At 55.2% G+C, this 24,758-nt stretch carries 25 protein-coding genes; 6 read left to right on the top strand and 19 right to left on the bottom strand.

The genetic code is table 11. The annotated features are described in order from the left end of the window. Positions 1-3: 3 nt before the first annotated feature. The 4 genes from tssL to tssB are packed head-to-tail and all read right to left on the bottom strand — an operon-like array spanning position 4 to position 4,075. Positions 4-657, bottom strand: a complete 654-nt coding sequence (gene tssL / locus L3069_RS09425; RefSeq protein ID WP_038415925.1) for a type VI secretion system protein TssL, short form — start codon at positions 655-657, stop codon at positions 4-6. Beyond that, complete coding sequence (tssK, locus tag L3069_RS09420; RefSeq protein ID WP_038415924.1) at positions 654-1,994, bottom strand: type VI secretion system baseplate subunit TssK; 1,341 nt, start codon at positions 1,992-1,994, stop codon at positions 654-656. Before tssK ends, tssL begins: the two co-directional genes overlap by 4 nt. A gap of 13 nt (positions 1,995-2,007) precedes the next feature. Further along, positions 2,008-3,549: a type VI secretion system contractile sheath large subunit gene (gene tssC / locus L3069_RS09415; RefSeq protein WP_072202206.1), complete on the bottom strand. Its 1,542-nt coding sequence runs from the start codon at positions 3,547-3,549 to the stop codon at positions 2,008-2,010. Between the two features lie 34 nt (positions 3,550-3,583). Further along, complete coding sequence (tssB, locus tag L3069_RS09410) at positions 3,584-4,075, bottom strand: type VI secretion system contractile sheath small subunit (protein ID WP_023300236.1); 492 nt, start codon at positions 4,073-4,075, stop codon at positions 3,584-3,586. Between the two features lie 595 nt (positions 4,076-4,670). Here tssB and L3069_RS09405 point away from each other — a divergent pair. Next, positions 4,671-6,266 (top strand): FAD-NAD(P)-binding protein, encoded by a 1,596-nt coding sequence (locus tag L3069_RS09405; protein ID WP_038415923.1) that lies wholly within the window; start codon positions 4,671-4,673, stop codon positions 6,264-6,266. Positions 6,267-6,294: 28 nt separating this feature from the next. Here L3069_RS09405 and L3069_RS09400 read toward each other — a convergent pair whose 3' ends face one another. Both L3069_RS09400 and L3069_RS09395 read right to left on the bottom strand, forming a co-directional pair. Beyond that, positions 6,295-6,930 carry a carbonic anhydrase gene (locus L3069_RS09400; RefSeq protein WP_022647889.1) on the bottom strand — a complete coding sequence of 212 codons (636 nt, stop codon included), beginning with the start codon at positions 6,928-6,930 and terminating at the stop codon, positions 6,295-6,297. Between the two features lie 72 nt (positions 6,931-7,002). Further along, on the bottom strand, positions 7,003-7,785 hold the full coding sequence (locus tag L3069_RS09395) for an MBL fold metallo-hydrolase (RefSeq protein WP_038415922.1): 783 nt from the start codon (positions 7,783-7,785) through the stop codon (positions 7,003-7,005). Positions 7,786-7,910: 125 nt separating this feature from the next. On the opposite strand from L3069_RS09395, the gene L3069_RS09390 reads away from it, so the two are divergent. Beyond that, positions 7,911-8,051 (top strand): hypothetical protein, encoded by a 141-nt coding sequence (locus L3069_RS09390; protein WP_003857665.1) that lies wholly within the window; start codon positions 7,911-7,913, stop codon positions 8,049-8,051. 56 nt (positions 8,052-8,107) lie between these two features. Here the strand turns inward: L3069_RS09390 and L3069_RS09385 are convergent, their stop codons facing one another. The 6 genes from L3069_RS09385 to L3069_RS09360 all read right to left on the bottom strand — a co-directional run bounded on the left by L3069_RS09385 (position 8,108) and on the right by L3069_RS09360 (position 12,781). Further along, complete coding sequence (locus tag L3069_RS09385; RefSeq protein ID WP_023299940.1) at positions 8,108-9,514, bottom strand: DUF1996 domain-containing protein; 1,407 nt, start codon at positions 9,512-9,514, stop codon at positions 8,108-8,110. A gap of 144 nt (positions 9,515-9,658) precedes the next feature. Further along, the gene (locus L3069_RS09380) at positions 9,659-9,826 is read right to left on the bottom strand and encodes a hypothetical protein (RefSeq protein ID WP_022647883.1); all 168 of its coding nucleotides are present in this window, start codon (positions 9,824-9,826) and stop codon (positions 9,659-9,661) included. Positions 9,827-9,943: 117 nt separating this feature from the next. Then, complete coding sequence (gene fumD, locus L3069_RS09375; RefSeq protein ID WP_003857676.1) at positions 9,944-10,153, bottom strand: fumarate hydratase FumD; 210 nt, start codon at positions 10,151-10,153, stop codon at positions 9,944-9,946. A gap of 108 nt (positions 10,154-10,261) precedes the next feature. Beyond that, on the bottom strand, positions 10,262-11,074 hold the full coding sequence (locus L3069_RS09370; protein ID WP_003857677.1) for a MetQ/NlpA family ABC transporter substrate-binding protein: 813 nt from the start codon (positions 11,072-11,074) through the stop codon (positions 10,262-10,264). A gap of 23 nt (positions 11,075-11,097) precedes the next feature. After that, positions 11,098-11,766, bottom strand: a complete 669-nt coding sequence (locus tag L3069_RS09365) for a methionine ABC transporter permease (protein ID WP_017384621.1) — start codon at positions 11,764-11,766, stop codon at positions 11,098-11,100. Continuing rightward, the gene (locus L3069_RS09360; protein ID WP_023299939.1) at positions 11,759-12,781 is read right to left on the bottom strand and encodes a methionine ABC transporter ATP-binding protein; all 1,023 of its coding nucleotides are present in this window, start codon (positions 12,779-12,781) and stop codon (positions 11,759-11,761) included. Before L3069_RS09360 ends, L3069_RS09365 begins: the two co-directional genes overlap by 8 nt. A 399-nt stretch (positions 12,782-13,180) precedes the next feature. Between L3069_RS09360 and L3069_RS09355 the strand changes: the two genes are divergently transcribed. The 4 genes from L3069_RS09355 to lpp all read left to right on the top strand — a co-directional run bounded on the left by L3069_RS09355 (position 13,181) and on the right by lpp (position 18,057). Further along, on the top strand, positions 13,181-14,551 hold the full coding sequence (locus L3069_RS09355) for a cystathionine beta-synthase (RefSeq protein WP_038415921.1): 1,371 nt from the start codon (positions 13,181-13,183) through the stop codon (positions 14,549-14,551). Between the two features lie 12 nt (positions 14,552-14,563). Beyond that, positions 14,564-15,709, top strand: coding sequence for a PLP-dependent aspartate aminotransferase family protein (locus L3069_RS09350; protein ID WP_236901914.1), 1,146 nt, complete (start codon positions 14,564-14,566; stop codon positions 15,707-15,709). A gap of 377 nt (positions 15,710-16,086) precedes the next feature. Continuing rightward, complete coding sequence (pykF, locus tag L3069_RS09345) at positions 16,087-17,508, top strand: pyruvate kinase PykF (protein WP_015570703.1); 1,422 nt, start codon at positions 16,087-16,089, stop codon at positions 17,506-17,508. 312 nt (positions 17,509-17,820) lie between these two features. Next, entirely contained in the window at positions 17,821-18,057 is a 237-nt protein-coding gene (gene lpp / locus L3069_RS09340) for a murein lipoprotein Lpp (RefSeq protein WP_001082307.1), read from the top strand. A gap of 60 nt (positions 18,058-18,117) precedes the next feature. Here lpp and L3069_RS09335 read toward each other — a convergent pair whose 3' ends face one another. The 7 genes from L3069_RS09335 to sufA form a co-directional block, all read right to left on the bottom strand. After that, a complete protein-coding gene (locus L3069_RS09335) occupies positions 18,118-19,131 on the bottom strand; it encodes a L,D-transpeptidase family protein (protein ID WP_038415919.1) in 1,014 nt (337 codons plus the stop codon). A 97-nt stretch (positions 19,132-19,228) separates the two neighbouring features. After that, a complete protein-coding gene (gene sufE / locus L3069_RS09330; protein WP_038415918.1) occupies positions 19,229-19,645 on the bottom strand; it encodes a cysteine desulfuration protein SufE in 417 nt (138 codons plus the stop codon). Between the two features lie 14 nt (positions 19,646-19,659). Beyond that, the gene (gene sufS, locus L3069_RS09325; protein ID WP_038415917.1) at positions 19,660-20,880 is read right to left on the bottom strand and encodes a cysteine desulfurase SufS; all 1,221 of its coding nucleotides are present in this window, start codon (positions 20,878-20,880) and stop codon (positions 19,660-19,662) included. After that, positions 20,877-22,148 carry a Fe-S cluster assembly protein SufD gene (gene sufD / locus L3069_RS09320; protein ID WP_022647875.1) on the bottom strand — a complete coding sequence of 424 codons (1,272 nt, stop codon included), beginning with the start codon at positions 22,146-22,148 and terminating at the stop codon, positions 20,877-20,879. Before sufD ends, sufS begins: the two co-directional genes overlap by 4 nt. Continuing rightward, positions 22,123-22,869: a Fe-S cluster assembly ATPase SufC gene (sufC, locus tag L3069_RS09315; protein ID WP_022647874.1), complete on the bottom strand. Its 747-nt coding sequence runs from the start codon at positions 22,867-22,869 to the stop codon at positions 22,123-22,125. The genes sufD and sufC overlap by 26 nt, the downstream gene beginning before the upstream one ends. Before the next feature lie 9 nt (positions 22,870-22,878). Beyond that, positions 22,879-24,369: a Fe-S cluster assembly protein SufB gene (gene sufB / locus L3069_RS09310; RefSeq protein WP_003857739.1), complete on the bottom strand. Its 1,491-nt coding sequence runs from the start codon at positions 24,367-24,369 to the stop codon at positions 22,879-22,881. A gap of 8 nt (positions 24,370-24,377) precedes the next feature. Next, a complete protein-coding gene (gene sufA, locus L3069_RS09305) occupies positions 24,378-24,746 on the bottom strand; it encodes a Fe-S cluster assembly scaffold SufA (RefSeq protein ID WP_022647873.1) in 369 nt (122 codons plus the stop codon). Between the last annotated feature and the right edge of the window lie 12 nt (positions 24,747-24,758).

The following is a 24,758-nucleotide window of genomic DNA, read 5'->3' as shown; positions in this document are numbered from 1 at the left end:
CCGTTATCCCTGCCCCGCAATCTGCGCCACCATCTGCGACAGCACAGAGGAGAAGGTGAACCACAGCGCCGCCAGCACCACCACGCCCGCCACCCAGCCCAGCCAGTACATCCGGCGTCCGCTGCGCAGGCGGGATGCCCTGACCACCACCGGAGTTTCCTGGGTCAGCGCAAACGGCGGTACGCGCTCACTGAGCGCGCGCACCACATCCTCACGCCGCTCATCATCCTGCGTGCGGTACTGGCCGGTGAAGCCCAGTTGCAGGGTGCGGTACAGGCAGGTCAGCACCGCCACATCCGGCGCAGGCTCGCGCAGTGCCGTACGGATACGCTCCCACAGATCTTCCCCTGCATTCAGGGTACGGAAAAACCGCGCCTGAAGTGGGTCCTTGCGCCACTGGCGGTAACCGTCATCCTGTTTATCCCGGTTCAGCACGCTCTCATCCATCAGGGCGCAGTACGCATACAGCATATGGTCGCAGGATGTGGTGCTGAACCCGGCTTCGTTCAGTGATTCTCGCGCGGCGTTCACCCATCGGCAGGCCCGTCGGTACAGCGCTTCGCCGTCCTTTACCTCCTGGCCGCTGCGCAACTGGCTGACCATCAGCCAGCCCGGATAAAACGTTTTGTTTATCAGGTCAATGTCGGCATCGTTCATGAGCGCAGCACCGCAAACAGTTCAAGTTTCACCTCACCGAGGGAGCCCGGCGTATAGAAGGTACAGTTTCCGGCTTCCAGCATGGCACGAGCAGCATCGGTGGACAGATCCAGCGCGAAATACTGATTTTCCAGTCGCAGCGGGATGGCCGCCGGAACGTGGCTTAGTGGTTTAATCACCATCCCGCTCAGGGCGATATTCACCACCTCAGAGACATCATCGTGACTTCCCGCCTTACACAGTTGCGGGAAGCGCGTCTGGAGTTCGTGGTTTGGCATGGCGGAGCGCACGGAGAGATAGAAATCGGCCCCTTCACGCAGCCGCGCGTCGTGCAGCTTCCCGCGCCAGATCTCACGGTCTTCGCCCTGCTTCAGTTCAATGGCAATCACGCGCGACGGCAGACTGGCTTCAAGCAGGTTATCGAGCAAGGTAAACAGCGGCGGGAACACCGTTTCCGGCGCGTCATGCCGATAGGGGGGAATGGCGTCCACATCATGTTCAAGCGAAAAGGTCAGCAGGCTGCCGGCAAGGCGGGCCAGCTCGCGGTACAGCAGTTCCGGATGGCGGGACGGCGCCTGGTGCAGCTCCGTCAGTACCGGCTCAACGCTGTTGAGGGCGTTCAGCAACCAGAACAGCGATACATCGGCCACCGCGAAGTCCGCCATCCGCTCGTTGCTTTCACGGCGCATTGCCATCAGGCGCTTACGCCGGGCCGCCAGGCGGTGCAGCAGGTCACTCAGTTCGCTGAGCAGTAACGGGCTGGCAGACAAAGAGAGCAGCGGCGGAATAAAGCTCCGCTCCTGTACCCACTGCCCCTGTGCGTTTCGCATCAGTCTCGCCACCGGGCAGGTAAGCCAGGCGCTGTTTTCCTGAGTCGCCAGCCGCAGCGTCAGGGCATGACGAAGTACCGTCAGTTCACTGCGCTCATGCCCGGCCAGTTCCTGCACTGTTACCCGTTCAGACTGCCAGCGGCGCGGACGGGCACTGTCCTGCCCGTCATCCAGATTACCGCCATTGGCGCTGAGGAGCGGCAGACACAACAGCACTTCAACAGCATCACTCCCCGCCGCTGATAAATCACAGACCGGCGGCAGGGTATCCGCCAGATCTGTGTCCACCAGGGTACCATCCGCGAAGCGCACACAAAGCCGGGTGGCATTAAGACGAGAAAGGGCCAGCGCGCCTTCGTCGAACTCCGCGCTCAGCACACCCCACGGGTGCGCCAGCGCCATCCGGGCCACGGTGTCGGCCACATGTGCATCCCAGCGGGCCTGCTGCTGGAACTGCTGCGGGGCCAGGAAGGCCCCGTCTTCCCATAACGGACGATAAATTTTCATCCCTGCTACCGCCTTACGCTTTCGCTTTCGGCATCTGGCTCACCAGAGACAGGTTCACATCCATGCCTTCCACCTGGAAGTGCGGCACCGCAAACAGCTTCACGCGGAAGAAGCCCGGGTTGTCTTCGATATCTTCCACCACCACCTTCGCGTCACGCAGCGGATGAGATGCCTGCAACTCATCGCCCGGATCGGTCATTTCCGTCACCAGACTACGCACCCAGGTATTCAGCTCCAGCTCCAGCAGACGGCGGTCCTTGGTGGTGCCGATGTTCTCGCGCTGGATGAGCTTCAGATAGTGCGCAATACGCGACAGCAGGAAGATGTACGGCAGACGGGCATTGATGCGGCTGTTGGCCGTGGCATCTGCGGTGTCGTACAGCGCCGGTTTCTGCGCGGAGTTCGCCGAGAAGAAGCAGGCATAGTCGCGGTTTTTGTAATACGAGAGCGGAATAAAGCCGAGGTTGGCGAACTCAAACTCGCGGGTCTCCGGGATCATCACCTCAGACGGGATTTTCACCTGGTTGCCGGTACCCAAATCGTACAGATGAATAGGCAGATCTTTCACCGCCCCGCCCGCCTGCGGGCCACGGATCTGCACGCACCAGCCGTTATTGATGAAGCTCTTCACCATGTTTGACGCGAAGGAGAACGACGCGCTGGTCCACAGGTATTTCTCATGATCCGGGCCTTTCACCTGCTCAACGTAGTTAAAGCTGCGCACCGGTACGGTGTCCGGGCCATACGGCAGACGCCCCAGCACGCGTGGCATCACGAGGCCGATGTAGCGGGCGTCGTCAGTATCGCGGAAGGATTTCCACTTGATGTATTCAGCGCGGTCGAAGTAGTTGCCGATATCCTTAATCGCAGCAACCTCTTCCATAGAGTCTTTCAGGAAGAATTTCGGGCCGACAGAGCCAATAAACGGCATGTGTGCGGCGGCAGACACTTTCGAGATGTTGCGCAGCAGCGCCACATCCTGCGGACTGGCGTCAAATTCATAGGATGAAATCACTGAGCCAATCGGCTCGCCGCCCGGGGTGTCGTATTCGGCGGTATAGGTGTGCCAGTAGAGGCCGCTCTGGATCAGTTCCGGTGCATCCTCAAAATCCTGGCGCAGGTCGTCCTTGGAGACGTCCAGAATCTCGGTTTTCACATTCTGGCGGTAGTCGGTGTTGTCCACCAGCTGCTTCAGGCCGCGCCACAGGGACTCCACCTTCTGGAACGCCTGGTGATGCATTACGGCATCCAGCTGACGGCTGATCTGGAAATCCAGTTCGGCGATATGGTGGTCAATCAGGGTCTTGTCGAGCTTCTCCACGGGCTGACCAGATTTGCGGATGCAGTCCATAAACACCTGCATCGCCGCCGTCAGGCGTTCACCCGCCGGCGCGTCAGAAAGCGCGGCATCATCCAGAAACGCATTGATATCACCCAGGCTCGAGGCCGGAGTCAGGTTGATTTTTTCAAACAGGGAGGCGTAAACGCCCTCTTTTTCCAGTACGATGGTCTGCCCCTGCGCGGAGGCGGTTTCACTATTCACAGACATCAGCATATTCCCGGTTAATCCATTAAATTACACATGCCGCTTATTTCGGGGCCAGTGCACTCATTTCGTCGCGTAATTCCTGAGACAGCGCCGGGTCTTTAAGAATTTTCTCGAGTTCTTTTCTGAAAGTGGCGTTATCAAGAAGATTGGATTTGAGGTCGCGTAATAAATTACGCATGGCCAGCATGGCGCGGAGCTGGGGGATCTGGCGGGCAACCTGTTCAGGTTCGAAATCCTTAATATCGGAGAAATTCAGTTTTATACTTTCCTCCGAACCATCGACAGCCATGGTGTTAGGCACCGTCAGATTAACCTCCGGGTTAAATTCCGAAAGTACGCTATTAAAGTTATTTTTGTTGACGTTGATTTTCTTCCTTTCGGACAATGGACGATTCTCTTTTCCATTACTGAAATCACCGACGGTGAGAAGTTTAAGCGGCAGTTCGACTTTCTTCTGCGCGCCGCCTGTATGCAGCGCCAGCTTTAAATTTATGCGTGCCTTGGGCACCTCATTCTGAAATGAATCGGCCATAGCAGTCCCTTTCTTTGCAAGAAATACGAGTTAAGTGAGTGACGGGTCTTTACAAAACCATATTAGAGCAAAAGCCCATTCATGATCAACTTTTCAGATCAAAAATCTGCATATGGATTTTTCTTAATAATTTTCTACTGATAAGGGTAAAAAAGAACGCCACGCAGCACCTGCCTAAACGTCCTCACGACCCTTTTGTGAGTCTCACAGAAAGTTGTTTTAAAAGCTGGAAATCAGATTATTTTGTTACTTTATAGAAGGCATGGAATAGTACAATTCTGGACTGTTCCATCACTCGCTATTATAAATACACGAATAATATTGGCTCGCCATATATTCAAAAATCTATCTCTTGTTAAAATCCCTGGCCTGCATATTATCGATAAGACTGGAACCAAAACAATCTTTCCTTTCACCATATCAGACTGAATTATATCTACTCAATCAGGCGATAACAGCATATAACTTCCCCCTAAGTTCAGGAGGGGGTACGCCATGCCCTCTTCAAAACGTCTTAATTACTCCCTTAATTAAACGGCTTAACCTTTCTCCTGCTACGCTTGTTGTATGGTTCAGAAACGCAGGAACGCTTTCGATGAAAAAAATCGCCATTATCGGCTCAGGCCCAACAGGGATTTACACCTTTTACTCACTTCTTAACAACGCAGCACCGCTGTCGATCACCGTGTTCGAAAAAGCAGACCAACCCGGCGTAGGGATGCCCTACAGCGACGAGGATAACTCCCGGCTGATGCTGGCGAATATCGCCAGTATCGAAATCCCGCCCATTTTTATCACCTACCTCGACTGGCTCAAACAGCAGAGTGAAGCCCATCTTGCCCGCTATAACGTCGACAAAGACAGACTGAATGACCGGCAGTTTCTGCCGCGTATTCTGCTGGGTGAATATTTTCACGACCGCTTTCTCGCCGTCGTTGCCGAGGCGAAAAAGGCTGGGTTTCATATCGAGGTTCACCCCAACGCAGAAGTCACTGATATTAAGGCTGATGCAGACGGCGTGGCCCTGTCAGTGAACGATGCCCCTTTCTCAAGGCGGTTTGATCTTGCAGTGGTCGCCACCGGTCACGTCTGGCCTGATGAAGATGAATCCACCCGCGACTATTTCCCAAGCCCATGGTCGGGGCTGATGGACGCGGATATCCGAGCCTGTGAGGTGGGGATTATGGGTACCTCCCTGAGCGGACTGGACGCTGCTATGGCGGTAGTAATGCAGCATGGTCGGTTTAGCGGGGAGCAGTTCGTTGTCAATAAAGGCAGTGAGGGGCTAAACATCACGCTGATGTCCCGCTCGGGCGTTCTCCCGGAGGCCGACTTTTACTGCCCTATCCCTTATGAACCGCTGTCGGTGTTAACGGAGTCTGTGGCAGAAAGCGAAATTGCCAAAGGCCCTGACGGGCTGCTTGACCGCATCTTTGCGCTGATGGTGAAAGAGCTTGAGCTGGCCGATCCGCGCTGGTGCCAGGCGATAGCGATCGGCACGCTGAATGCTGACACGCTTCGTGATGTCTGGTTTGAGGATCGTAAAAAGCATGGTCCTTTCACCTGGGCCGAAGCGAATCTGAAAGAAGTGGAGCGCAATAAGTGCGAGAAACGCACCGTTGCCTGGCGCTATACCGTGCTTCGTCTGCATGAAGTAGTTCAGGCCATTGTCCCTTCACTCAATGAGCGTGACAGAGAACGGTTTAAATCCGGGCTGGAGCGTGTGTTTATTGATAACTATGCCGCCATTCCACCGCAGTCTATCCGCCGGTTACTGGCACTGCGCGAGGCAGGGATCATTAGCGTAGTCGCACTCGGTGATGATTACGCCCTGGATATCGGCAGCGATCAGACCGTCATCACCACGAGAGAAAAGCGTTATCGCTTCGACGTCTTTATCGATGCCCGCGGGCAGAAACCGCTCAGAAATAAGGATATTCCCTTCCCGACGCTGCGCAAACAGCTTGAGGAAACGGGGGATGAAATACCGGACGTGGGGGAAGACTACACGTTGCTGTCACCTGCGTCTCTGCGCGGACGTATCGCTTTTGGGGCGATCCCCTGGCTGATGCACGATCATCCGTTTGTTCAGGGTTTGTCTGAGTGCGCTGAAATTGGTAAAGCGATGGCGAAAGCGGCGGGGAATCCTGCATCTGGCGTGCGACGGAAGTTACCTTACACGGAGTTTTAACAGGGCTTCCCTGCCCTGCGGTGTCGGATTACTCGAAGAAGACTTCCGGGTTTTCCGACAACGACACGAAGGATTTAGTGTTCTTGTCCAGGGCAAGGATTTTGCCGCTTTCGATGTCATATACCCAGCCGTGCAGGCGAATGGCGTTGTTGCGCAGGCCTACCGCCACCGACGGATGGGTCTTGATGTTGCTCAGCTGAGCAAAGACGTTCTCCTGCACCATCGCATTCACTTTATCGATTGGCTGATCCCAGGTTTTCTTCTCAACCACCGCTTTTGCCGCATCAGAATAGCGCAGCCAGTGGGAAACGGCTGGCATCGGCTCCAGATCGGCGTTGTCAGCAATCGCCTTCATCGCGCCGCAGTTGGAGTGGCCGCAAATAACAATATCGGTCACGCCAAGGGCCACTACCGCGTATTCGATGGTTGCAGAGACACCGCCAGGCTCCGGCCCGAACGGTGGCACAATGTTGCCCGCGTTTCGAATGACAAAGAGCTGTCCTGGCTCCTGCTGCGTGACCAGTTCCGGAACCAGACGGCTGTCGGAGCAGGAGATAAACAGCGCTTTGGGATTCTGACTGGACGCTAAACTACGAAAAAGCTCTTTACGTTGCGGGAAAATCTCTTTTTGAAAGCTGAGAAAACCTTCAATGATATGTTGCATAGCCATTTCTCTTTTATCTGTTTTAGTTTAGGTATGATCGCGATCACACTCGTAAAATTTAACCACCGTGCCTTAGCGGAGACAAGCAATATATTTCTGGCCCGACCGCTGCACAATCTCATCTGCGTTCGCCGGGATGTTTTGCCCTTCAAAGGCCCCGTACAGTCGCTGGTACGTTTTCCCGGTCAGTCGACCGATCACCGCCTCAACGGTGCGGGCAGGCAGCGGCAGCATATTCGGATAACTCCACATAAACGACACGGCGTCCTTACCAGGCGTAACCTGCAAAATATCACCGGCCAGCAGCACGCCGTCGCCTGACTGCCAGTGCAGCACCGTGCCGCCTGCAAAATGCCCGCCCAGACGCAGCAGCGTCACCGACGGCATAATCTCCAGGGCGTCCTCCTCCCAGAAGCGTATCGCCGGACTGTCACGCATCACCCACTGCCGATCGCTGGCGTGCAGGTAGATCGGCGCGTTAAACGCGGCGGCCCACTCCTGCATGGTGGTGTAGTAATGCGGGTGCGAAATCGCGATCGCGCTGATGCCCCCGAGCGCGTCAACTAACGCTCTGGTCGCCGGATCGAGGTTGGCGATGCAGTCCCACAGAACATTGCCCTGCGGCGTACTCAGCAGAAGCGCCCGCTGGTTGATGGCAAAAGCGGGAACGGTTTTGATGCTGAACAGCTGCGGCTCCAGCTGTTGCCATTTGTTGGTGTGCGTGGTCGTAAGGCTGTCGAAGTCCGTCCATGCCTGGCCCGTCACCGGGACATACTGGCGCTCATCGTCGCAAATCGGGCAGTTTTTGGGCTGTTTATCGTAAGCGGTACCGCAGGTTTTACAGAGTGTAATCATCGGCTTTCCTCAGCAATAAAGCACTGAGTATGGCAGGGATTATCCATATGTGCTGAGGGGTGCCTGGCCCGCTTTTTTTGACTTATACTGTGCCAGTATCAAAAACTGAATAACGCAGGTGGCACATGGAAATTGATCTCGATAACTTAGTCTTTAACGGGCTGGATGAAGCAGAAGAGCGCAACGCGGAACGTCTCGACGATGCGGATAAAAAAGCCCAGGCGATTGTCGCCGATGACGACTGCGGCGATGCCTGCAAGATCTGACGAGAAAGCACCGGAAGCCCCGGTGCTTTTTTTATGCATGAGGGTTTCACGCGCTATCAGATCTCCGGCGTTTTGCTAAACCCGGTCAGCATCAGGATCAGGCTTTGTTGAGATGACCCCGTCTCAAACTGATAGTGGTTTCCCTGACGATCGCCGCCGATATACCACGAAATTTCGGTTTTCCCTTCTGCCAGCGCCTTGCGCACCGCTTTATCCACGTCCACCATCCGGTATTCGCGGGAGTGGTTCAGGTAAAGCACCGCATCCGAGCGATAGTTGCAGGACGGCCGTGAATGCCAGCTCACGGTGGCCGGATCCCAGTCGTTACTCGCCGGATAGAAGAAGATTTGATCCGCGCCGTTGGTTTCCACTTTCCCGCCATAAATTCTCACGCGGTATTTAAACTGGGCAGGATCCTGTCCGGCAGGCAGCGGAGGGATGTTGAACTTCACCAGCGACAATGTTTCGCTGTTTTTCGTGCGTCCACCGTTCTTCCAGTTATCCTGCACCAGTAAGACCTGGGGATCGGGCTGTGAAAGTGCGGGTTCCATGCTGCTGAGCCAGACGTTGGCCTTCGCTTTTGAATAACCATACGGCACGGTGGTGCCGCAATCCATTCCGCGGTTCATGCACAGGTCGGTCATAAAGCGCGCGGCATCTTCCGTCCAGCCGTTCATGAAGTCAGCATGCGCCGTATACAGGCTCCCCCATCGCTCTTCACGTTCACTGCCATGCATGGTGGGGTCGAGGGAAAGCTGGACTTTACTGGTATCCAGAGAGCTAATTGTCGGAAGCACGTACGCAATATTCATGTTCACCGTCGGGATCTTCACCGGGAAGGCGGACGGACACTGTCCTTTCGTATCGTAGGTGGCGTTAGCCAGGCCGTGGGCGGGCTTCAGGTTGGCCCCGTCCCAGCAGTTCGGGAACTGAATGCCGATATTAAACTGCACGGCATCCTTCGCCTTGCGTAAGCCGCAGACTTCACCCGTTCTGGTGGTGTAGCCCTTGCCGTTGGCGCATAAAAAGGTGATATGTGGATTTGGCGCGGTGCCGTGATGATCGCCCGCCAGCAGCGACAGCCCCGCCGGGAACGGGTGCAGCGGCCAGGCGTCAACGTTCGATGCCTGATAATAGGTTTTTTGATAGGCGGGTTTGACCACCGTTCCGTCCGGTAATTTTAGCGACGGAGCCCAGTAGGCCGAGCTGTCTGCTTTGTTATCGCAGGTGGTCTTTTCCTGGGTACGCAGCGATTCACGGCTGGAGTAAGCATCCGTTTGCACGTTACCAAAAAAATCGTGCAGCATGGCCTCGTTGGGCATGCCGTACATCATAATGGCATCATCGCCGAGGGTATGGGAATAACTGCATACAACATGCGCCTGTGGACCAGCGTGTGCCGCCTGCATGGCAAGCAATAGCACGGTGGCAGAAAGCGCGGGGGTTAATACTGTCCGTTTCATTATCATCTCCATCTGAGAAAGGAGATAGTGGTAACAAAACGGCTATCGTTTACCGAGGATTAGCCAGGGCATTTTTCCCTTCATTCTCACTTTACACGCATCACGCACAGCTCATTCCAGTACATTTCGCGCGTCCGGCGAAGTTCAGCGTGACGTTTTAACATAGAACCACTCCGGGTCGATGTTGGCTACGTCCACGCCATAGAGGCTGGCGACAGGCAGTATTGACTCAAGAACACGTTGCGCGCTGTTCTCCGCATTCGCTGGTCGGGGCGCAAAAAACCGCCGTAACGTGCTTATCCATTTTTTCATCGTCATTACCCTTCTCGCTTAACCTGGACTCAGTTAAACACGCCTTCATCATGAAGAGGAAATAACAATAATGACTGTTGATATGCGGGATCTGAAAAACTCGCGAGACGCTTCGTCCTAACCGGCCAGCGCTTTAACCACCGTTTCCATCGCTTTGGTGGTCAACTCACTGCGCTTAACGCGCTGGTTCGCCAGCGCGGTACGTAGTACCCCGGCAATCACGATATGCTTGGGCTCCTGCCCTAAGTCACGCATCTCCAGAACGACCTTGCCTACCACCCGACACATCTCCTGGTACAGCGCTTCGTCTTTGGTCACATTGCCCATTGCCATCACTCCGTTGCCCTAAACCGTCAGCTTAAATCATTCGTCGGCTGGATACAAAAAAGAAGCCCGGCGTGTTGTTCGCCGGGCTTCGTCTGGAAAATCAGGCGATTAGTTGTTTACCGGGATGACCGCGCCTTTGTATTTGGTGCGGATCCAGTCCTGAATCTCTTTGGAGTGCAGCACGTTCACCAGCGCGACGATATCCTTCTTCTTCTCATCACCGCGATGAACGGTAATGATGTTGGCGTACGGGTTATTCTCACCGCTTTCAACCGCAATTGGATCGTGGACCGGATCCAGACCGGCATCAATTGCGTAGTTGGCGTTGATCACCACCGCAGCACCTTCATCGTTGTTGTACATCTGCGGCAGCAGAGATGCCTCGACGTTAGGGGTGAATTGCAGCTTTTTCGGGTTCTCCACAATATCGCTGATGCGCGCGGTCACTTTATCGATGCCTGGCTTCAGCTTGATCACGCCCTCTTTTTCGAAGATGGAGAGAATACGCCCTTCCTCGGAAACCGCATCACGCATGATGATTTTGCCGCCTTCCGGCAGATCCTTCAGCGATTTGTATTTTTTTGAATAGATACCGATCGGCTCAATGTGGATTGCGCCTGCACTGACAAAATCATAATCCTTATCGCCCGCATGATCTTTAAGCACGCTGTTCAGGTAAGGGATGTGCTGGAAATAGTTGGCATCAATGTCATGCCCTGCCAGCGCCGTGTTTGGCAGAATGTAGTCCTGGAACGGTTTAATCTCCAGATCAATACCCTGCTTCGCCAGAATCGGCTTAGCCTGCTCCAGAATTTCCGCGTGCGGGGTGTTGGACGCCCCCACGGTGAGCGTGTCCGCCCAGGAGGCAAAGCTCAGGGCGCTCAGGGTGGCTGCGGCGATCAGTGTCAGTGTCTTTTTCATGATGTGGTTCCTGTGTGTATTTATTAGCGTTTATCTAACAGTGAAGTAATGGCATCGCCGCAGAACTGGATAATGAACACGATGATCAGAATGGTCACCGTTGCCACCAGCGTGACGTCACCATGGTTGCGCTGGAATCCTTCCAGATAAGCCAGATTTCCCAAACCGCCGGCACCTATCACCCCCGCCATTGCGCTGTAGCTCACCAGCGCAATCAGCGTCACCGTCATACCTGAAACCAGTGCGGGTGAAGATTCCGGCAGTAAAACCCGAAACACTAACGTGCTCAGCCGCGCGCCCATCGAACGCGTGGCTTCAATTACCCCTTTATCCACTTCCCGCAGGGCAATCTCGACCAGACGGGCGTAGAACGGCGCGGCGCCCACAATCAGGGCGGGCAGCGCAGCGTTAGCGCCGAGAATGGTCCCCACAACGGTCTTGGTGAACGGGATCAGCAGAACAATGAGAATGATGAACGGAATCGAGCGGAACACGTTCACCACAATCGACATCACGCTGTAGACCGTGCGGTTGTGGAATAACCCGCCGCGGGCGGTTAAAAACAGCGCCAGACCGAGCGCGATCCCCAGAACAAACGTCGCCACGCCGGAAAGCGCGGTCATGTAGAGCGTCTCCTGGGTTGCAGCCCAAAGCTGATCCCACTTCAGGTGCGGAAAGAGTTCTTCAGCCATGCTTGATTACCTCGCCTTCAATATCGCTTTGCTTCAGGTCGGCGAGGATATTGTTCAGTTGTTCATCCGATGCCACCACGTGCACCCAGAGCTGCCCGAAAACACCGTGGGCGGTTTGCGTCATTTTGCCGTGCAGGATGTTAAACGGCAGGCCGTAGCGCAGGGTCAGTTCACCGACGATCGGCCTGTGCGTGCTGTGCCCGGTGAAGGTGAGCTTGATGACCGCGCCCTCCAGCTCATTTGCCAGTTCGGTATTGAAGGTCTCTTCCTCCGCGTACTGGCTCACCTGGCGGACAAACTGCCGGGTGATCGGCTGCTGAGGATGCGTAAACACGCTGAGTACCTCCCCCTCTTCCACCACCTTGCCGTTCTCCATTACCGCCACGCGGTCGCAGATTTTGCGCACCACATGCATCTCATGCGTAATGAGTACGATGGTCAGGTTAAAACGACGGTTAATGTCCAGGAGCAGATCGAGGATCTGATCGGTGGTCTGCGGATCCAGCGCCGAGGTAGCTTCGTCACACAGCAGTACGTCCGGATGATTGGCCAGCGCGCGGGCAATGCCCACACGCTGTTTTTGCCCGCCGCTCAGCTGGGACGGGTAGGCATTCTCGCGCCCCTTCAGGCCGACCAGCTCCACCAGCTCGGCAACGCGAGCCTGAATTTGCGCTTTTGGCACACCGGCAATTTGCATTGAAAAGGCGATGTTTTCCTTCACCGTGCGCGACCAGAGCAGATTAAAGTGCTGGAACACCATGCTGATTTTCAGGCGTGCCTGACGCAGCGCTTCTCCCTTCGCGGCGGAGATATCCTGACCGTTAATGGTGACGCTGCCGGCGCTGGGCTTTTCCAGACCGTTCAGCAGACGGATAAGCGTACTTTTCCCGGCCCCGCTGTAACCAATGATCCCGTAAATCTGTCCCTGCTCTATCGTCAAGTTGACGTTATCAACGGCTGTAAGCGCCAGCTTCCCGTTGTCAAAAACCTTCGAAATATTACTGAGTACGATCATTCTTATTCGTTATCCGTTACGCATATAGCGGTTTAGCAGTATGGATGTCCAAAAGATAGTAAACAGCCGTTATCAGCTTTTAAATGACCAAAAAAGAATTTCTTATAATGCAGCGGAATAAGCAGCGAACTGGCGGGTGAAAAGCATTTAGATGAATATCTGCAATAATTATCTGCCCTTTGCATATCAGGTCTCATTCATCCGACGAAATTGGTTAATTTTGCAGCACTATGTACTGATATAGCCATCCTCACATCCGGACAACTCTACGTCTTGCTGTCTTTCCATCCAAAAAAATAAGGATTATTCCTTTCTGTTCTATAACCCAGTGAAACGTTCTTTATTGAGAAAATTTCATGGTCCTATCATCCGGTCATCACCTCTTCACAGGACATGACCATGACGCTTTACCACTCCGTCACCGAACTAATTGGCCATACGCCACTCATCCAGCTGCACAAGCTGGATACCGGCCCCTGCTCGCTGTTTCTGAAGCTGGAAAATCAGAATCCAGGCGGCTCGATTAAAGACCGCGTCGCGCTGTCGATGATTAACGAGGCCGAGCGTATGGGGCAGCTACGGCCCGGCGGCACCATTATTGAAGCCACGGCGGGGAACACCGGCCTGGGGCTGGCGTTGATTGCGGCGCAAAAGGGATACTCGCTGATCCTGGTGGTGCCGGACAAAATGAGCCGCGAGAAGATTTTCCACCTGCGCGCGTTAGGGGCGCAGGTCGTGCTGACCCGCTCGGATGTGAATAAAGGGCATCCGGCCTACTACCAGGATTATGCCCGGCGGCTGGCGAACGAACTGCCAGGCGCGTTTTATATCGACCAGTTCAATAACGCGGCCAATCCGCTGGCGCACCACACCACTACCGCACCGGAACTGTTTGAACAGCTTGACGGCCAGATCGATGCCATCGTCGTCGGCGTGGGGTCCGGCGGTACGCTGGGTGGCTTACAGGCGTGGTTTGCAGAACATTCGCCGCAGACGGAATTTGTGCTTGCCGATCCGGCCGGGTCGGTGCTGGCGGACCAGGTTGAGACCGGACGCCATCACGATGCCGGATCGTGGCTGGTTGAGGGGATTGGCGAAGACTTTATCCCTCCGCTGGCGCACATCGAAGGGGTTAACCGCGCCTGGCGCATTACCGATCGCGAGGCGTTCACCACCGCCCGCGATCTGCTAAAAACGGAAGGGATCCTGGCAGGCTCCTCCACCGGCACGCTGCTGGCGGCGGCGCTGAAATATTGCCAGGCGCAGACTACGCCAAAACGTGTGGTCACCTTCGCCTGCGACAGCGGCAATAAATACCTCTCAAAGATGTTCAACGACGACTGGATGCGCCAGCAGGGGTTGATTTCGCGTCCGCAGGCAGGCGATCTCTCGGACTATATTGCCCTGCGCCACGATGAAGGCGCGACGGTGACTGCCGCCCCGGACGACACGCTTTCCACCGTGCTGGCCCGCATGCGCCTGTACGACATCTCCCAGCTGCCGGTGCTCGATAACAACAATGTTGTCGGCATCATCGACGAGTGGGACCTGCTGCGGCACATCGGGGGAGATGCCGATCGCTTCTCTCTCCCCGTGACGGCGGCCATGACGCGTCAGGTCGAATATCTGGATAAGCAGGCCCCGGAGAGCGCCCTGTACACCATTTTTGACCGTGGCCTGGTGGCGATTATTTATGACGAAGACCGCTTTCTGGGTCTGATCACACGCAGTGACGTACTCACCACCTGGCGTAACCGCCTGACGAAATAAAAGGAGCAAAAGATGAAAAACCTGGCCACCCTCAGCGTTCACAGCGGTGAGTATCACGACACGCACGGCGCCGTGATGCCGCCAATTTACGCCACGTCGACGTTTGCGCAACCGGCACCGGGTGAACATACCGGCTACGAATACTCCCGGAGCGGCAACCCAACCCGCCATGCGCTGGAGACCGCCATCTCCGAACTGGAAGGCGGCACGCGCGGGTACGCCTTCGCGTCAGGGTTGGCGGCCATTTCCACCGTGCTCGAACTGCTGGATAAAGACAGCCATATCGTTGCCATTGACGACGTGTATGGCGGTACGTATCGCCTGATCGAAAACGTGCGCAAGCACAGCACCGGGTTACAGGTGAGCTGGGTTAAGCCGGACGATGTAGCCGGACTTGAGGCCGCCATTCGCCCGGACACCCGCATGATCTGGGTGGAAACGCCGACGAACCCGCTGCTGAAACTGGCCGACCTGGAGGCCATCGCAGACATTGCCCGGCGCCATAATGCGATCAGCGTGGCGGATAATACCTTCGCCTCCCCGGTCATTCACCGGCCGCTGGAGGCGGGGTTCGACATTGTGGTTCACTCCGCCACCAAATATCTCAACGGTCATTCAGACGTGGTTGCCGGGCTGGCTGTTGTCGGGGCAAATAAGGATCTCGCGGAGCGTCTGGGCTATCTGCAAAACGCGGTTGGCGGCGTTCTGGATCCGTTCAGCAGCTTCCTGACGCTACGGGGGATTCGCACCCTCTCCCTGCGCGTTGAGAAGCACAGTGCCAACGCGCTGGCGATTGCGCAATGGCTGGAGCAGCATCCGCAGATAGAGAGCGTGCTCTATCCCGGGCTGGAGTCACACCCCCAGTATGCGCTTGCCCGCAGACAAATGGCGTTGCCGGGAGGCATGATCTCTGTCGTGATAAAAGGCGATGCGCAACGCGCGACAGAGGTGATTCGTCATCTTACGCTCTTTACCCTGGCGGAAAGCCTGGGCGGGGTGGAGAGTCTGGTGAGCCAGCCCTACAGCATGACCCACGCCTCCATTCCACTGGCGCAGCGTCTTGCAAACGGCATTGTGCCGCAGCTGATACGCCTGTCGGTGGGGATTGAGGATGCGAAGGATCTGATCGCCGACCTTCAACAGGCGCTGGAAAAGTGAGCAAAAAACGGCGGGCGTTGCGCCTGCCGTCATAAGATGACATTAGGCCTTAACGCCTTGATAACAAACTTATGTGAATCTGCACAGAATGTTTTTGAAACGCTGTTTCCATTTTCCTTTTTACTGTGAATCAGCGTATAATGCGCGCCAAATCCCTGGTGAATGGTTTCAGCGCTTGGAATACAAAAAACAACGTACTACTTCTCCTCTCCTTCGTTGGGCTGGCACTCAGGCACACTTTCTTCTGCACGCTCATTTGATGTCACCTATTCTTAGTGCGTGTCATATACTCTTTCGCAACACAGGTTTGACTCCGCGGCGGTGCGCCCCCGGAGCGAGATTTCCATATCCTTCCCAACTTAAAGACTAAGACTGTCATGAAAAAGACGAAAATTGTTTGTACTATCGGCCCGAAAACCGAATCCGAAGAGATGCTGAGCAAAATGCTGGATGCCGGCATGAACGTGATGCGTCTGAACTTCTCCCACGGCGACTATGCTGAACACGGTCAGCGTATTCAGAACTTGCGCAACGTGATGAGCAAGACCGGGAAAAAAGCGGCAATCCTGCTCGACACCAAAGGTCCTGAAATCCGCACCATCAAACTGGAAGGCGGTAACGACGTTTCCCTGAAAGCGGGCCAGACCTTCACCTTCACCACCGACAAATCCGTTGTAGGTAATAACGAAATCGTTGCCGTGACCTACGAAGGCTTCACCAGCGATCTGTCCGTTGGCAACACCGTGCTGGTAGATGACGGCCTGATCGGCATGGAAGTGACCGCGATTGAAGGTAACAAGGTTATCTGTAAAGTGCTGAACAACGGCGATCTGGGCGAAAACAAAGGCGTTAACCTGCCGGGTGTGTCCATTGCTCTGCCAGCGCTGGCTGAAAAAGACAAACAAGACCTGATCTTCGGCTGCGAACAAGGTGTGGACTTCGTTGCGGCGTCTTTCATCCGTAAACGTTCTGATGTGGTTGAGATCCGTGAGCACCTGAAAGCGCACGGCGGTGAGAACATTCAGATCATCTCCAAGATCGAAAACCAGGAAGGCCTGAACAACTTCGACGAAATCCTTGAAGCGTCTGACGGTATCATGGTAGCGCGTGGCGACCTGGGCGTAGAAATCCCGGTTGAAGAAGTGATCTTCGCGCAGAAGATGATGATCGAGAAATGCGTTCGCGCGCGTAAAGTGGTTATCACCGCAACGCAGATGCTGGACTCCATGATCAAAAACCCACGCCCTACCCGCGCTGAAGCCGGCGACGTGGCAAACGCCATCCTCGACGGTACCGATGCCGTTATGCTGTCTGGCGAATCTGCAAAAGGGAAATACCCTCTGGAAGCGGTCGGCATCATGGCGACCATCTGTGAGCGTACCGACCGCGTGATGAAAAGCCGTCTGGATTACAACAACGACAGCCGTAAACTGCGCATCACCGAAGCCGTGTGCCGTGGTGCGGTAGAAACCGCCGAGAAACTGGAAGCCCCACTGATTGTCGTGGCGACCCAGGGCGGTAAATCTGCGCGTGCCGTGCGTAAATACTTCCCGGATGCGACCATTCTGGCGCTGACCACCAACGAAACCACCGCGCGTCAGCTGGTGCTGAGCAAAGGCGTGATCCCACACCTGGTGAAAGAGATTGCCTCTACCGATGATTTCTATCGTCTGGGTAAAGAAGTGGCTCTGGAACTGGTTGATTGTGGCCTGGCTCAGAAAGGCGACGTGGTGGTTATGGTTTCTGGTGCACTGGTACCAAGCGGTACAACCAACACTGCATCTGTCCACGTACTGTAATATTTCACGAACAAATTATTGTTTTGTTAAAAAGCGTCCTTCGGGGCGCTTTTTTTATTCCCGCCATTAACCAGAACTATTCAAAAAGCAAATCGGGTTTTTCTATTTAATCGCGATTTATCTAAGATGAATCCGATGAAAAATGCCTTTTTTAACATAGCTTTTTCGTCAAAATTGCCGATTTCGTTGCTTCTTTGAGCGAACGATCAAAAATAGGCGTAATCCCATCAAAAAAATATTCTCAACCCAAAAAACTTTGTGTAATACTTGTAACGCTACATGGAGATTAACTCAATCTAGAGGGTATTAATAATGAATCGTACTAAACTGGTACTGGGCGCGGTAATCCTGGGTTCTACTCTGCTGGCAGGTTGCTCCAGCAACGCTAAAATCGATCAGCTGTCTTCTGACGTTCAGACTCTGAACGCTAAAGTTGACCAGCTGAGCAACGACGTGAACGCAATGCGTTCCGACGTTCAGGCTGCTAAAGACGACGCAGCTCGCGCTAACCAGCGTCTGGACAACCAGGCTACTAAATACCGTAAGTAATAGTACCTGTTAATAAAATGGCGCACATTGTGCGCCATTTTTTTTGCCTTCGTCAAACTTCTACTGAAGCGCTTTCTCTCCCTCGCCTTCCGTCACCGCCGCTGAGACACGACTGTTCTGAACCGACAGGACAGAATTGCTGGCTGACGAACCATTGCCTGCTGAAACGGCAACCGGGATCCCGGCTCTGCGCGCCAGAGCTTTGTCGATTAGCGTTTTATCGCTACCTGATTCCGCTGCGAAGGCGGTAAACGCCGCCGAGTGCGTGAACGGCACCGTCTGTGGGTTTTCGCCCTCAGCCTGCGCCAGCGGCCTGTGCACCTCGATATAACGTTTGCCGTCCGGCTCGACGGAGAACTTAACCGGCTCATTGATAATCTGCACCCGCGTGCCGACGCGCACTTGTTCAAACAACGCTTTGATATCCGGCGCGTTCATTCGCATACAGCCCGAGCTGACCCGCAGCCCTACGCTATCCGGCGCGCTGGTGCCATGAATAAGATATTCCCCATTCCCGATGCCCAGACGCAGCGCAAAGCGCCCCAGCGGGTTATTTGGCCCTGCGGGTACCACAGGCGGCAGTTTAATGCCCTGCGCCAGTGAGCGCGCTCTGATGCCCGCTGTGGGGGTCCAGGTAGGGTTAGGGATTTTCTGACTCACACGGGTGGTGCTGACCGGTGTTTCCAGCCCAAGCTGACCAATACCCAGCGGATAGACCTGCACGATATTTTCGCCAGGCGGATAGAAGTAAAGACGCAGCTCCGCCAGATTCACCACAATGCCCTCACGCTCGGTGTCCGGGAGCAGCATCTGGGAAGGAATGGTAATGACCGTTCCTGGCGCAGGGTTTACCGGTGCAATGGTATTATTGGTTTCAAGGATAAGCTGTGCGGCGGTATTAAACCGACGAGCGATAGCCTGGAGCTTATTGTCGCCTTCCTGAATGGTGTATGTCTGATTTTGCCCAATCAGGCGGCTGCCTGCGGGCGGTAAAGGATAATCAACCGCCCTGGCTGAATTAACAGCACTGAGCGAACCAAGGAGTAATAGAGTTATTAGAGACGCGCGCTTCATGCTGAGATTCCTTATTCACTGACCAAACGTCAGAAAGCTGAAAAACCAGCGAGGTGGAAACCACCCCGCGAAACAGAATGAATGCTGTTCTGTCAGTTTAGCTAAGGATTGTGGCTTTGGCGCGTATGGCGCGGATCATCGCTTCCAGTCCCTGGGAGCGGGACGGGGTGAGGTGTTGGGTTAAGGCCATTTTTTCAAACCACGAGCGAACGTCAAAGGCGACAATATCCTGCGCCGACATCTGGTGATAAAGAATAAATACGACGGCAATAAGCCCCTTCACAATGGCGGCATCGCTGTCACCCTGTAAATCGATTACGCCATCATCCGTCTGCTGCATCTGGATCCAGACCTGGCTCTGGCAGCCCTGAATGATGTTGTCCGGGTTATGCGCCTCTTCGCTGAGCGGCGGCAGGCGCTGACCTAGCTCGATAATATAAAGGTATTTCTCTTCCCAGTTTGCGCAACGCCCAAAGTTACGCAGCAACTTATCTCTGTCCGGCAAATCTGCCATCTCTCGCCTCTCCGTTAGCCAAGCAGCTGGTGAATACGTTTTAGTCCCGCCACCAGTCTGTCGACCTCTTCCGTTGTGTTGTACATCACCAGCGATGCGCGGCACATGGCCGGTACCTGATAATACGCCATCAGTGGCATCGCGCAGTGATGCCCGGTACGTACGGCGACGCCGTAATTATCCAGGAAACTGCCCACATCATAAGCGTGATGCTTGCCGAGGTTGAAGGCTATCACACCCAGACGGTCAGCAGGGCCATATAAGGTCAGATCCGGGACGCCGGCAAGCTCCTGCAAGGCATATTGCATCAGCAGCTGTTCGTACTCCTGAATCGCCGCCAGCCCCGTTTCAGATACGTAGCTAATGGCCGCGCCCAGCCCGATGATCCCGCCTGTGTTTGGCGTGCCCGCCTCGAAGCGCCAGGGCGCCCGGGCGTAGGTTGTGCCTTCCGTCAGGCTGACGGTGGCAATCATTGACCCGCCCCCTTCCCACGGCGGCATGGCCTGGAGAATGTCCTCTTTCACATACAACACGCCGATGCCCGTCGGACCATACAGCTTGTGCCCGGAGAAGACGTAGAAATCGCAGTCCAGAGTCTGAACGTCAACCGCATGGTGCATCACCGCCTGGGCACCATCAATCAACACTTTCGCACCGGCCTGATGGGCTTTGTCGACGATCAGCGCCACCGGATTTTCCGTCCCCAGCACGTTTGAAACGTGGGTCACCGCTACCAGCCGCGTTCTGTCGTCAAGCAGGGCGTCCAGCTGTTCAAGCTGAAGCGTACCGTCTTCGTTTAGCGGGATCACCCGCAGTTGCGCCCCCACACGCTCACAGAGCATCTGCCAGGGCACGATGTTAGCGTGGTGCTCCATCTGGGTGATGATGATGTTATCCCCCGCGTGCACCTGCGCATTGCCCCAGCTGTTAGCCACCAGGTTGATCCCTTCGGTGGTGCCACGCACGAACACCAGCTCTTCCGGCGAACGCGCGTTGAGAAACGCCGCAACCTGCGTGCGCACGTTTTCCATGCGCTGGGTCGCCTCGGCGCTCAGAGTGTGGATCCCGCGATGGACCGCCGCATAACCGTGGCGGTAAAACTCGGCTTCCGCATCCACCACTTGATTCGGTTTTTGCGCGCTGGCCGCACTGTCGAGATAGGCCAGCGGCAGACCGTTCACTTCACGGGTCAGTACCGGAAAATCTGCCCGGACTTTCTCTACGGGAAATGTCATGCTTCGCCTCCAGGCAGCCGCTGACCGATACGGGCCAGCACCTGCTGTTTAAGTCCGCCATCGGGCAGCGCTTCCGTCAGCTCAGCCGCAAAGGCGTAAATAATCATCTTTTGCGCGGCCTGCTGGTCTATCCCGCGAGAGCGCAGGTAGAACATCTGCTCATCGTCAATACGCCCGACCGTTGCGCCGTGGCTGCATTTCACGTCGTCCGCATAAATTTCCAGCTGTGGTTTGGTGTCCACCTCTGCCAGACGTCCCAGCAAAAGGTTGTTGTTGGTCATCTGCCCGTCAGTTTTGATGGCGTGCTGCGCCACATTGATCAGGCCGTTAAACACCGCACGTCCTTTGTCGCTGACGATGGTTTTGTGCAGCTGACGGCTGTTGCAGTAGCCTTTGTTATGCTCAAGCCAGGTGCGCGTGTCGCACACTTCTGACTTCACCGGCATCGCCAGGCTGTTAATACGCAGCGTAGTGTTCTCACCGTTCAGCTGGGTGCTGGTATTGTGGCGCAGCACCGCGCCGCCAAGCAGGAAGCTGTGGCTGTAAGCCGCGGCATCCTGGCCCAGCAGAATATCGTTGTGGGCGAAGTGGTGACTGAGCGGATTCTCAAACGCCAGCTTGATATGGTGCAGCTGGGCGTTGGCCGCCACGTTCATCGTCAGACGCGAGCCGGTAAAATGGCGGGTGTCGTTCAGACTAACGTAATGTTCAATTACCGTCGCTTCTGCCCCTTCTGCCAGCTCGAGATGGTGGCGATAGTGGGCGGTGTTGATCTCGCCGCCCTCAACACCCTGGGTGATATGCATCAGCAGCAGCGGTTTCGCCGGGCGCTGGTTACGCTTAACGTGAATATGGGTGACAGACTTAGACAGGCTCTCTGTGAGGTGCAGAAAGACGTCAGGCTGGACCGGAGCACTCAACGACTGGCGCTCGTCGTTAATGGCGATATCGAACCCGCTCTCCTGTACGCTGTCGCTGAGTTCCTCACGAAACTGCCCGTCTACAAACACCAGACGCACGGCATCCACGCTCAGCGCCAGCACATCGCGCTGGCCGGGGCTAACCTGCGCCAGACGGGTGACAAACTCGCCGTTCAGCAGGCCGTCCAGCGGGGTATATTTCCAGTTCTCATGCTTACGCGTCGGTAAACCGAGACGCAGCATCTGCTGGAGATGGTGCTGAGCCTGTTCAGAGCGCGCTCCACCCTGGGCTTCAAACAGTCGGTGCCACTGCTGGAGTGCATTACTGCTGTTCGGTAAGCCAGCCATAACCCTGCTCCTCCAGTTGTTTAACCAGCGTAAAGTCACCGGATTTCACAATGCGCCCCTGATAAAGCACGTGGACATAGTCCGGTTTGATGTAGTCCAGAATACGCTGGTAGTGAGTCACGATAATAAATGAGCGGTTACCGTCACGCAGAGAGTTTACGCCGTCGGCAACGATCTTCAGGGCATCAATATCCAGCCCTGAATCGGTTTCATCGAGAATGCACAGCTCCGGCTCAAGAACCGCCATTTGCAGAATATCGTTACGTTTTTTCTCACCGCCAGAAAAACCCACGTTCACCGAGCGGGTGAGCAGATCTTCGGGCATTTTCAGCAGCTTGATTTTCTCTTCCATCAGATCCTGGAAGTCAAAGCGATCCAGCGCCTCAAGCCCGCGATACTTGCGCACCGCGTTCAGCGCGGTTTGCAGGAAGAACTGGTTGCTGACGCCCGGGATTTCCACCGGATACTGGAAGGCCATAAAGATGCCCTCACCGGCACGCTCTTCAGGCGACATCTCCAGCAGATCCTTGCCGTTAAACTCAACGGAGCCGCTGGTGACCTCATAATCTTCGCGTCCTGCCAGCGTCGCTGAAAGCGTACTTTTCCCGGAGCCGTTTGGCCCCATGATGGCGTGAACTTCACCCGGTTTGACGTCAAAATTGAGCCCACGAAGGATCTCTTTCTCTTCCACGCTAACCTGTAAATCTTTAATGCTTAACATGTGCTTTCCTTAACCGACGCTGTGTTCAAGACTAATGGCGAGGAGTTTCTGGGCTTCAACGGCAAATTCCAGCGGCAGTTCAGAGAACACGTCCTTACAGAAGCCGTTAACAATCATTGAAATCGCATCTTCTTCACTGATCCCGCGTTGCAGGCAGTAGAACAGCTGATCTTCACCAATACGTGACGTAGTCGCCTCATGCTCGAGCTGGGCGCTGTTATTGCGGCATTCGACATAGGGGAAGGTATGCGCCCCGCAGTCCGCACCAATCAGCATGGAGTCGCACTGGGTAAAGTTACGTGCGTTGGTGGCTGTCGGCATGATTTTCACCAGCCCGCGATAGCTGTTCTGGCTGTGACCGGCAGAGATCCCTTTGGAGATGATGGTCGATTTGGTGTTTTTACCGATGTGGATCATCTTGGTGCCGGTATCGGCCTGCTGATGACCGCTGGTCAGTGCCACGGAGTAAAACTCACCGATGGAGTTGTCGCCGCGCAGAATACAGCTCGGGTATTTCCAGGTAATGGCGGAGCCGGTTTCTGACTGCGTCCAGGACATCTTACTGTTTTCACCTTCGCACAGCGCACGCTTGGTGACGAAGTTCAGAATACCACCGGTGTTGCCATCGCCCGGGAACCAGTTCTGTACCGTAGAGTATTTCACTTCCGCGTCTTTATGGATGATCACCTCTACCACCGCCGCGTGCAGCTGGTAGCTGTCGCGCACCGGCGCCGAACAGCCTTCGATATAGCTGACGTAGCTGCCTTCATCGGCCACCAGGATGGTGCGTTCAAACTGGCCGGTTTTTTCCGCGTTGATGCGGAAATAGGTCGAGAGCTCCATCGGGCAGCGCACACCTTTAGGCACGTAGATAAAGGTGCCGTCTGACGCCACCGCCGCATTCAGTGCCGCGAAGAAGTTATCGTTACTGGGTACCACGGTGCCAATGTACTTTTTCACCAGCTCCGGGTGATCGTGAATGGCTTCCCCAAAGGAGCAGAAAATTATCCCTTGCTCCGCCAGCTTTTCACGGTAGGTGGTTGCCACCGAGACGGAGTCAAAAATGGCGTCCACCGCCACCTCTTTACCTTCGCGCACGGGCACGCCGAGCTGATTGAAGGCCTCTTCCACCTCTTTACTCAGGAAGCTGTTCTCGGCACCGGTTTGCTGTACCGCGCCGGGCTGCGAGGCACAGGTATCATCGCAGCTGCCGCATGAGGGCGCGGAGTAGTAGCTGTAATCCTGATAGTTCAGCTTATCGTAATGCGCTTTCAGCCAGTGGGGTTCTTCCATCTCCAGCCACGCGCGGAATGCGCTCAGACGAAACTCCAGCATCCACTCCGGCTCGTTACGTTTGGCCGAAATGGCGCGTACGACCTCTTCGTTGATGCCTTTCGCCAGCTCATCGGTTTGCAGCTGCGTGAAGAAACCCTCTTTATAGTTGAGGTGTCCGCCGCTCCAGGTGTTTACATCACTCGTTGCTTCAGTATTACGAGACATAGTACCGCCTATACCCCAAAGCTTTCGCCGCAGCCGCATTCGTTCTGGGCTTTCGGGTTATGAAATTTGAATAACTGGTTTAAACCTTCCCGAACGTAGTCGACTTCGGTTCCATCGATAAACGGCATAGCCTGCAGCGCGACGTATAACTTTGCACCGTCGGTTTCAAAGACCAGATCGTCCTTTTTGGGTTCGGTTACGGTATCCAGCACGTAGCCAAATCCCGCGCAGCCCGTCTGCTTAACGCCTAAGCGTACGCCGAGGATGTCGGGATTTTTTGCCACCAGCTCATGAATATGCGCCGCCGCCGCGGGCGTCAGCGTTAAGCCACGCCAGGCAAAATCGGCCGGATTGAAGGTTTCTGAATGCAGTTCCATAGGTCCACCTCA

This window comes from Enterobacter cloacae complex sp. ECL411, assembly GCF_021869665.1.
GTDB classification, from domain to species: Bacteria; Pseudomonadota; Gammaproteobacteria; order Enterobacterales; family Enterobacteriaceae; genus Enterobacter; species Enterobacter intestinihominis.
This window is presented reverse-complemented; position numbering and strand designations above follow the sequence as displayed.

Coding starts and splice junctions, on each gene's coding strand:
- L3069_RS09365 (WP_017384621.1), bottom strand. CDS start 11,766: ATGGCTGAAGAACTCTTTCCGCACCTGAAGTGGGATCAGCTTTGGGCT.
- sufS (WP_038415917.1), bottom strand. CDS start 20,880: ATGACATTTCCCGTAGAGAAAGTCCGGGCAGATTTTCCGGTACTGACC.
- L3069_RS09400 (WP_022647889.1), bottom strand. CDS start 6,930: ATGCAACATATCATTGAAGGTTTTCTCAGCTTTCAAAAAGAGATTTTC.
- lpp (WP_001082307.1), top strand. CDS start 17,821: ATGAATCGTACTAAACTGGTACTGGGCGCGGTAATCCTGGGTTCTACT.
- L3069_RS09370 (WP_003857677.1), bottom strand. CDS start 11,074: ATGAAAAAGACACTGACACTGATCGCCGCAGCCACCCTGAGCGCCCTG.
- L3069_RS09355 (WP_038415921.1), top strand. CDS start 13,181: ATGACGCTTTACCACTCCGTCACCGAACTAATTGGCCATACGCCACTC.
- sufA (WP_022647873.1), bottom strand. CDS start 24,746: ATGGAACTGCATTCAGAAACCTTCAATCCGGCCGATTTTGCCTGGCGT.
- L3069_RS09390 (WP_003857665.1), top strand. CDS start 7,911: ATGGAAATTGATCTCGATAACTTAGTCTTTAACGGGCTGGATGAAGCA.
- L3069_RS09360 (WP_023299939.1), bottom strand. CDS start 12,781: ATGATCGTACTCAGTAATATTTCGAAGGTTTTTGACAACGGGAAGCTG.
- L3069_RS09395 (WP_038415922.1), bottom strand. CDS start 7,785: ATGATTACACTCTGTAAAACCTGCGGTACCGCTTACGATAAACAGCCC.
- tssK (WP_038415924.1), bottom strand. CDS start 1,994: ATGAAAATTTATCGTCCGTTATGGGAAGACGGGGCCTTCCTGGCCCCG.
- L3069_RS09405 (WP_038415923.1), top strand. CDS start 4,671: ATGAAAAAAATCGCCATTATCGGCTCAGGCCCAACAGGGATTTACACC.
- sufE (WP_038415918.1), bottom strand. CDS start 19,645: ATGGCAGATTTGCCGGACAGAGATAAGTTGCTGCGTAACTTTGGGCGT.
- tssL (WP_038415925.1), bottom strand. CDS start 657: ATGAACGATGCCGACATTGACCTGATAAACAAAACGTTTTATCCGGGC.
- L3069_RS09385 (WP_023299940.1), bottom strand. CDS start 9,514: ATGAAACGGACAGTATTAACCCCCGCGCTTTCTGCCACCGTGCTATTG.
- tssB (WP_023300236.1), bottom strand. CDS start 4,075: ATGGCCGATTCATTTCAGAATGAGGTGCCCAAGGCACGCATAAATTTA.
- L3069_RS09380 (WP_022647883.1), bottom strand. CDS start 9,826: ATGAAAAAATGGATAAGCACGTTACGGCGGTTTTTTGCGCCCCGACCA.
- fumD (WP_003857676.1), bottom strand. CDS start 10,153: ATGGGCAATGTGACCAAAGACGAAGCGCTGTACCAGGAGATGTGTCGG.
- tssC (WP_072202206.1), bottom strand. CDS start 3,549: ATGCTGATGTCTGTGAATAGTGAAACCGCCTCCGCGCAGGGGCAGACC.
- L3069_RS09335 (WP_038415919.1), bottom strand. CDS start 19,131: ATGAAGCGCGCGTCTCTAATAACTCTATTACTCCTTGGTTCGCTCAGT.
- sufD (WP_022647875.1), bottom strand. CDS start 22,148: ATGGCTGGCTTACCGAACAGCAGTAATGCACTCCAGCAGTGGCACCGA.
- sufB (WP_003857739.1), bottom strand. CDS start 24,369: ATGTCTCGTAATACTGAAGCAACGAGTGATGTAAACACCTGGAGCGGC.
- sufC (WP_022647874.1), bottom strand. CDS start 22,869: ATGTTAAGCATTAAAGATTTACAGGTTAGCGTGGAAGAGAAAGAGATC.
- pykF (WP_015570703.1), top strand. CDS start 16,087: ATGAAAAAGACGAAAATTGTTTGTACTATCGGCCCGAAAACCGAATCC.
- L3069_RS09350 (WP_236901914.1), top strand. CDS start 14,564: ATGAAAAACCTGGCCACCCTCAGCGTTCACAGCGGTGAGTATCACGAC.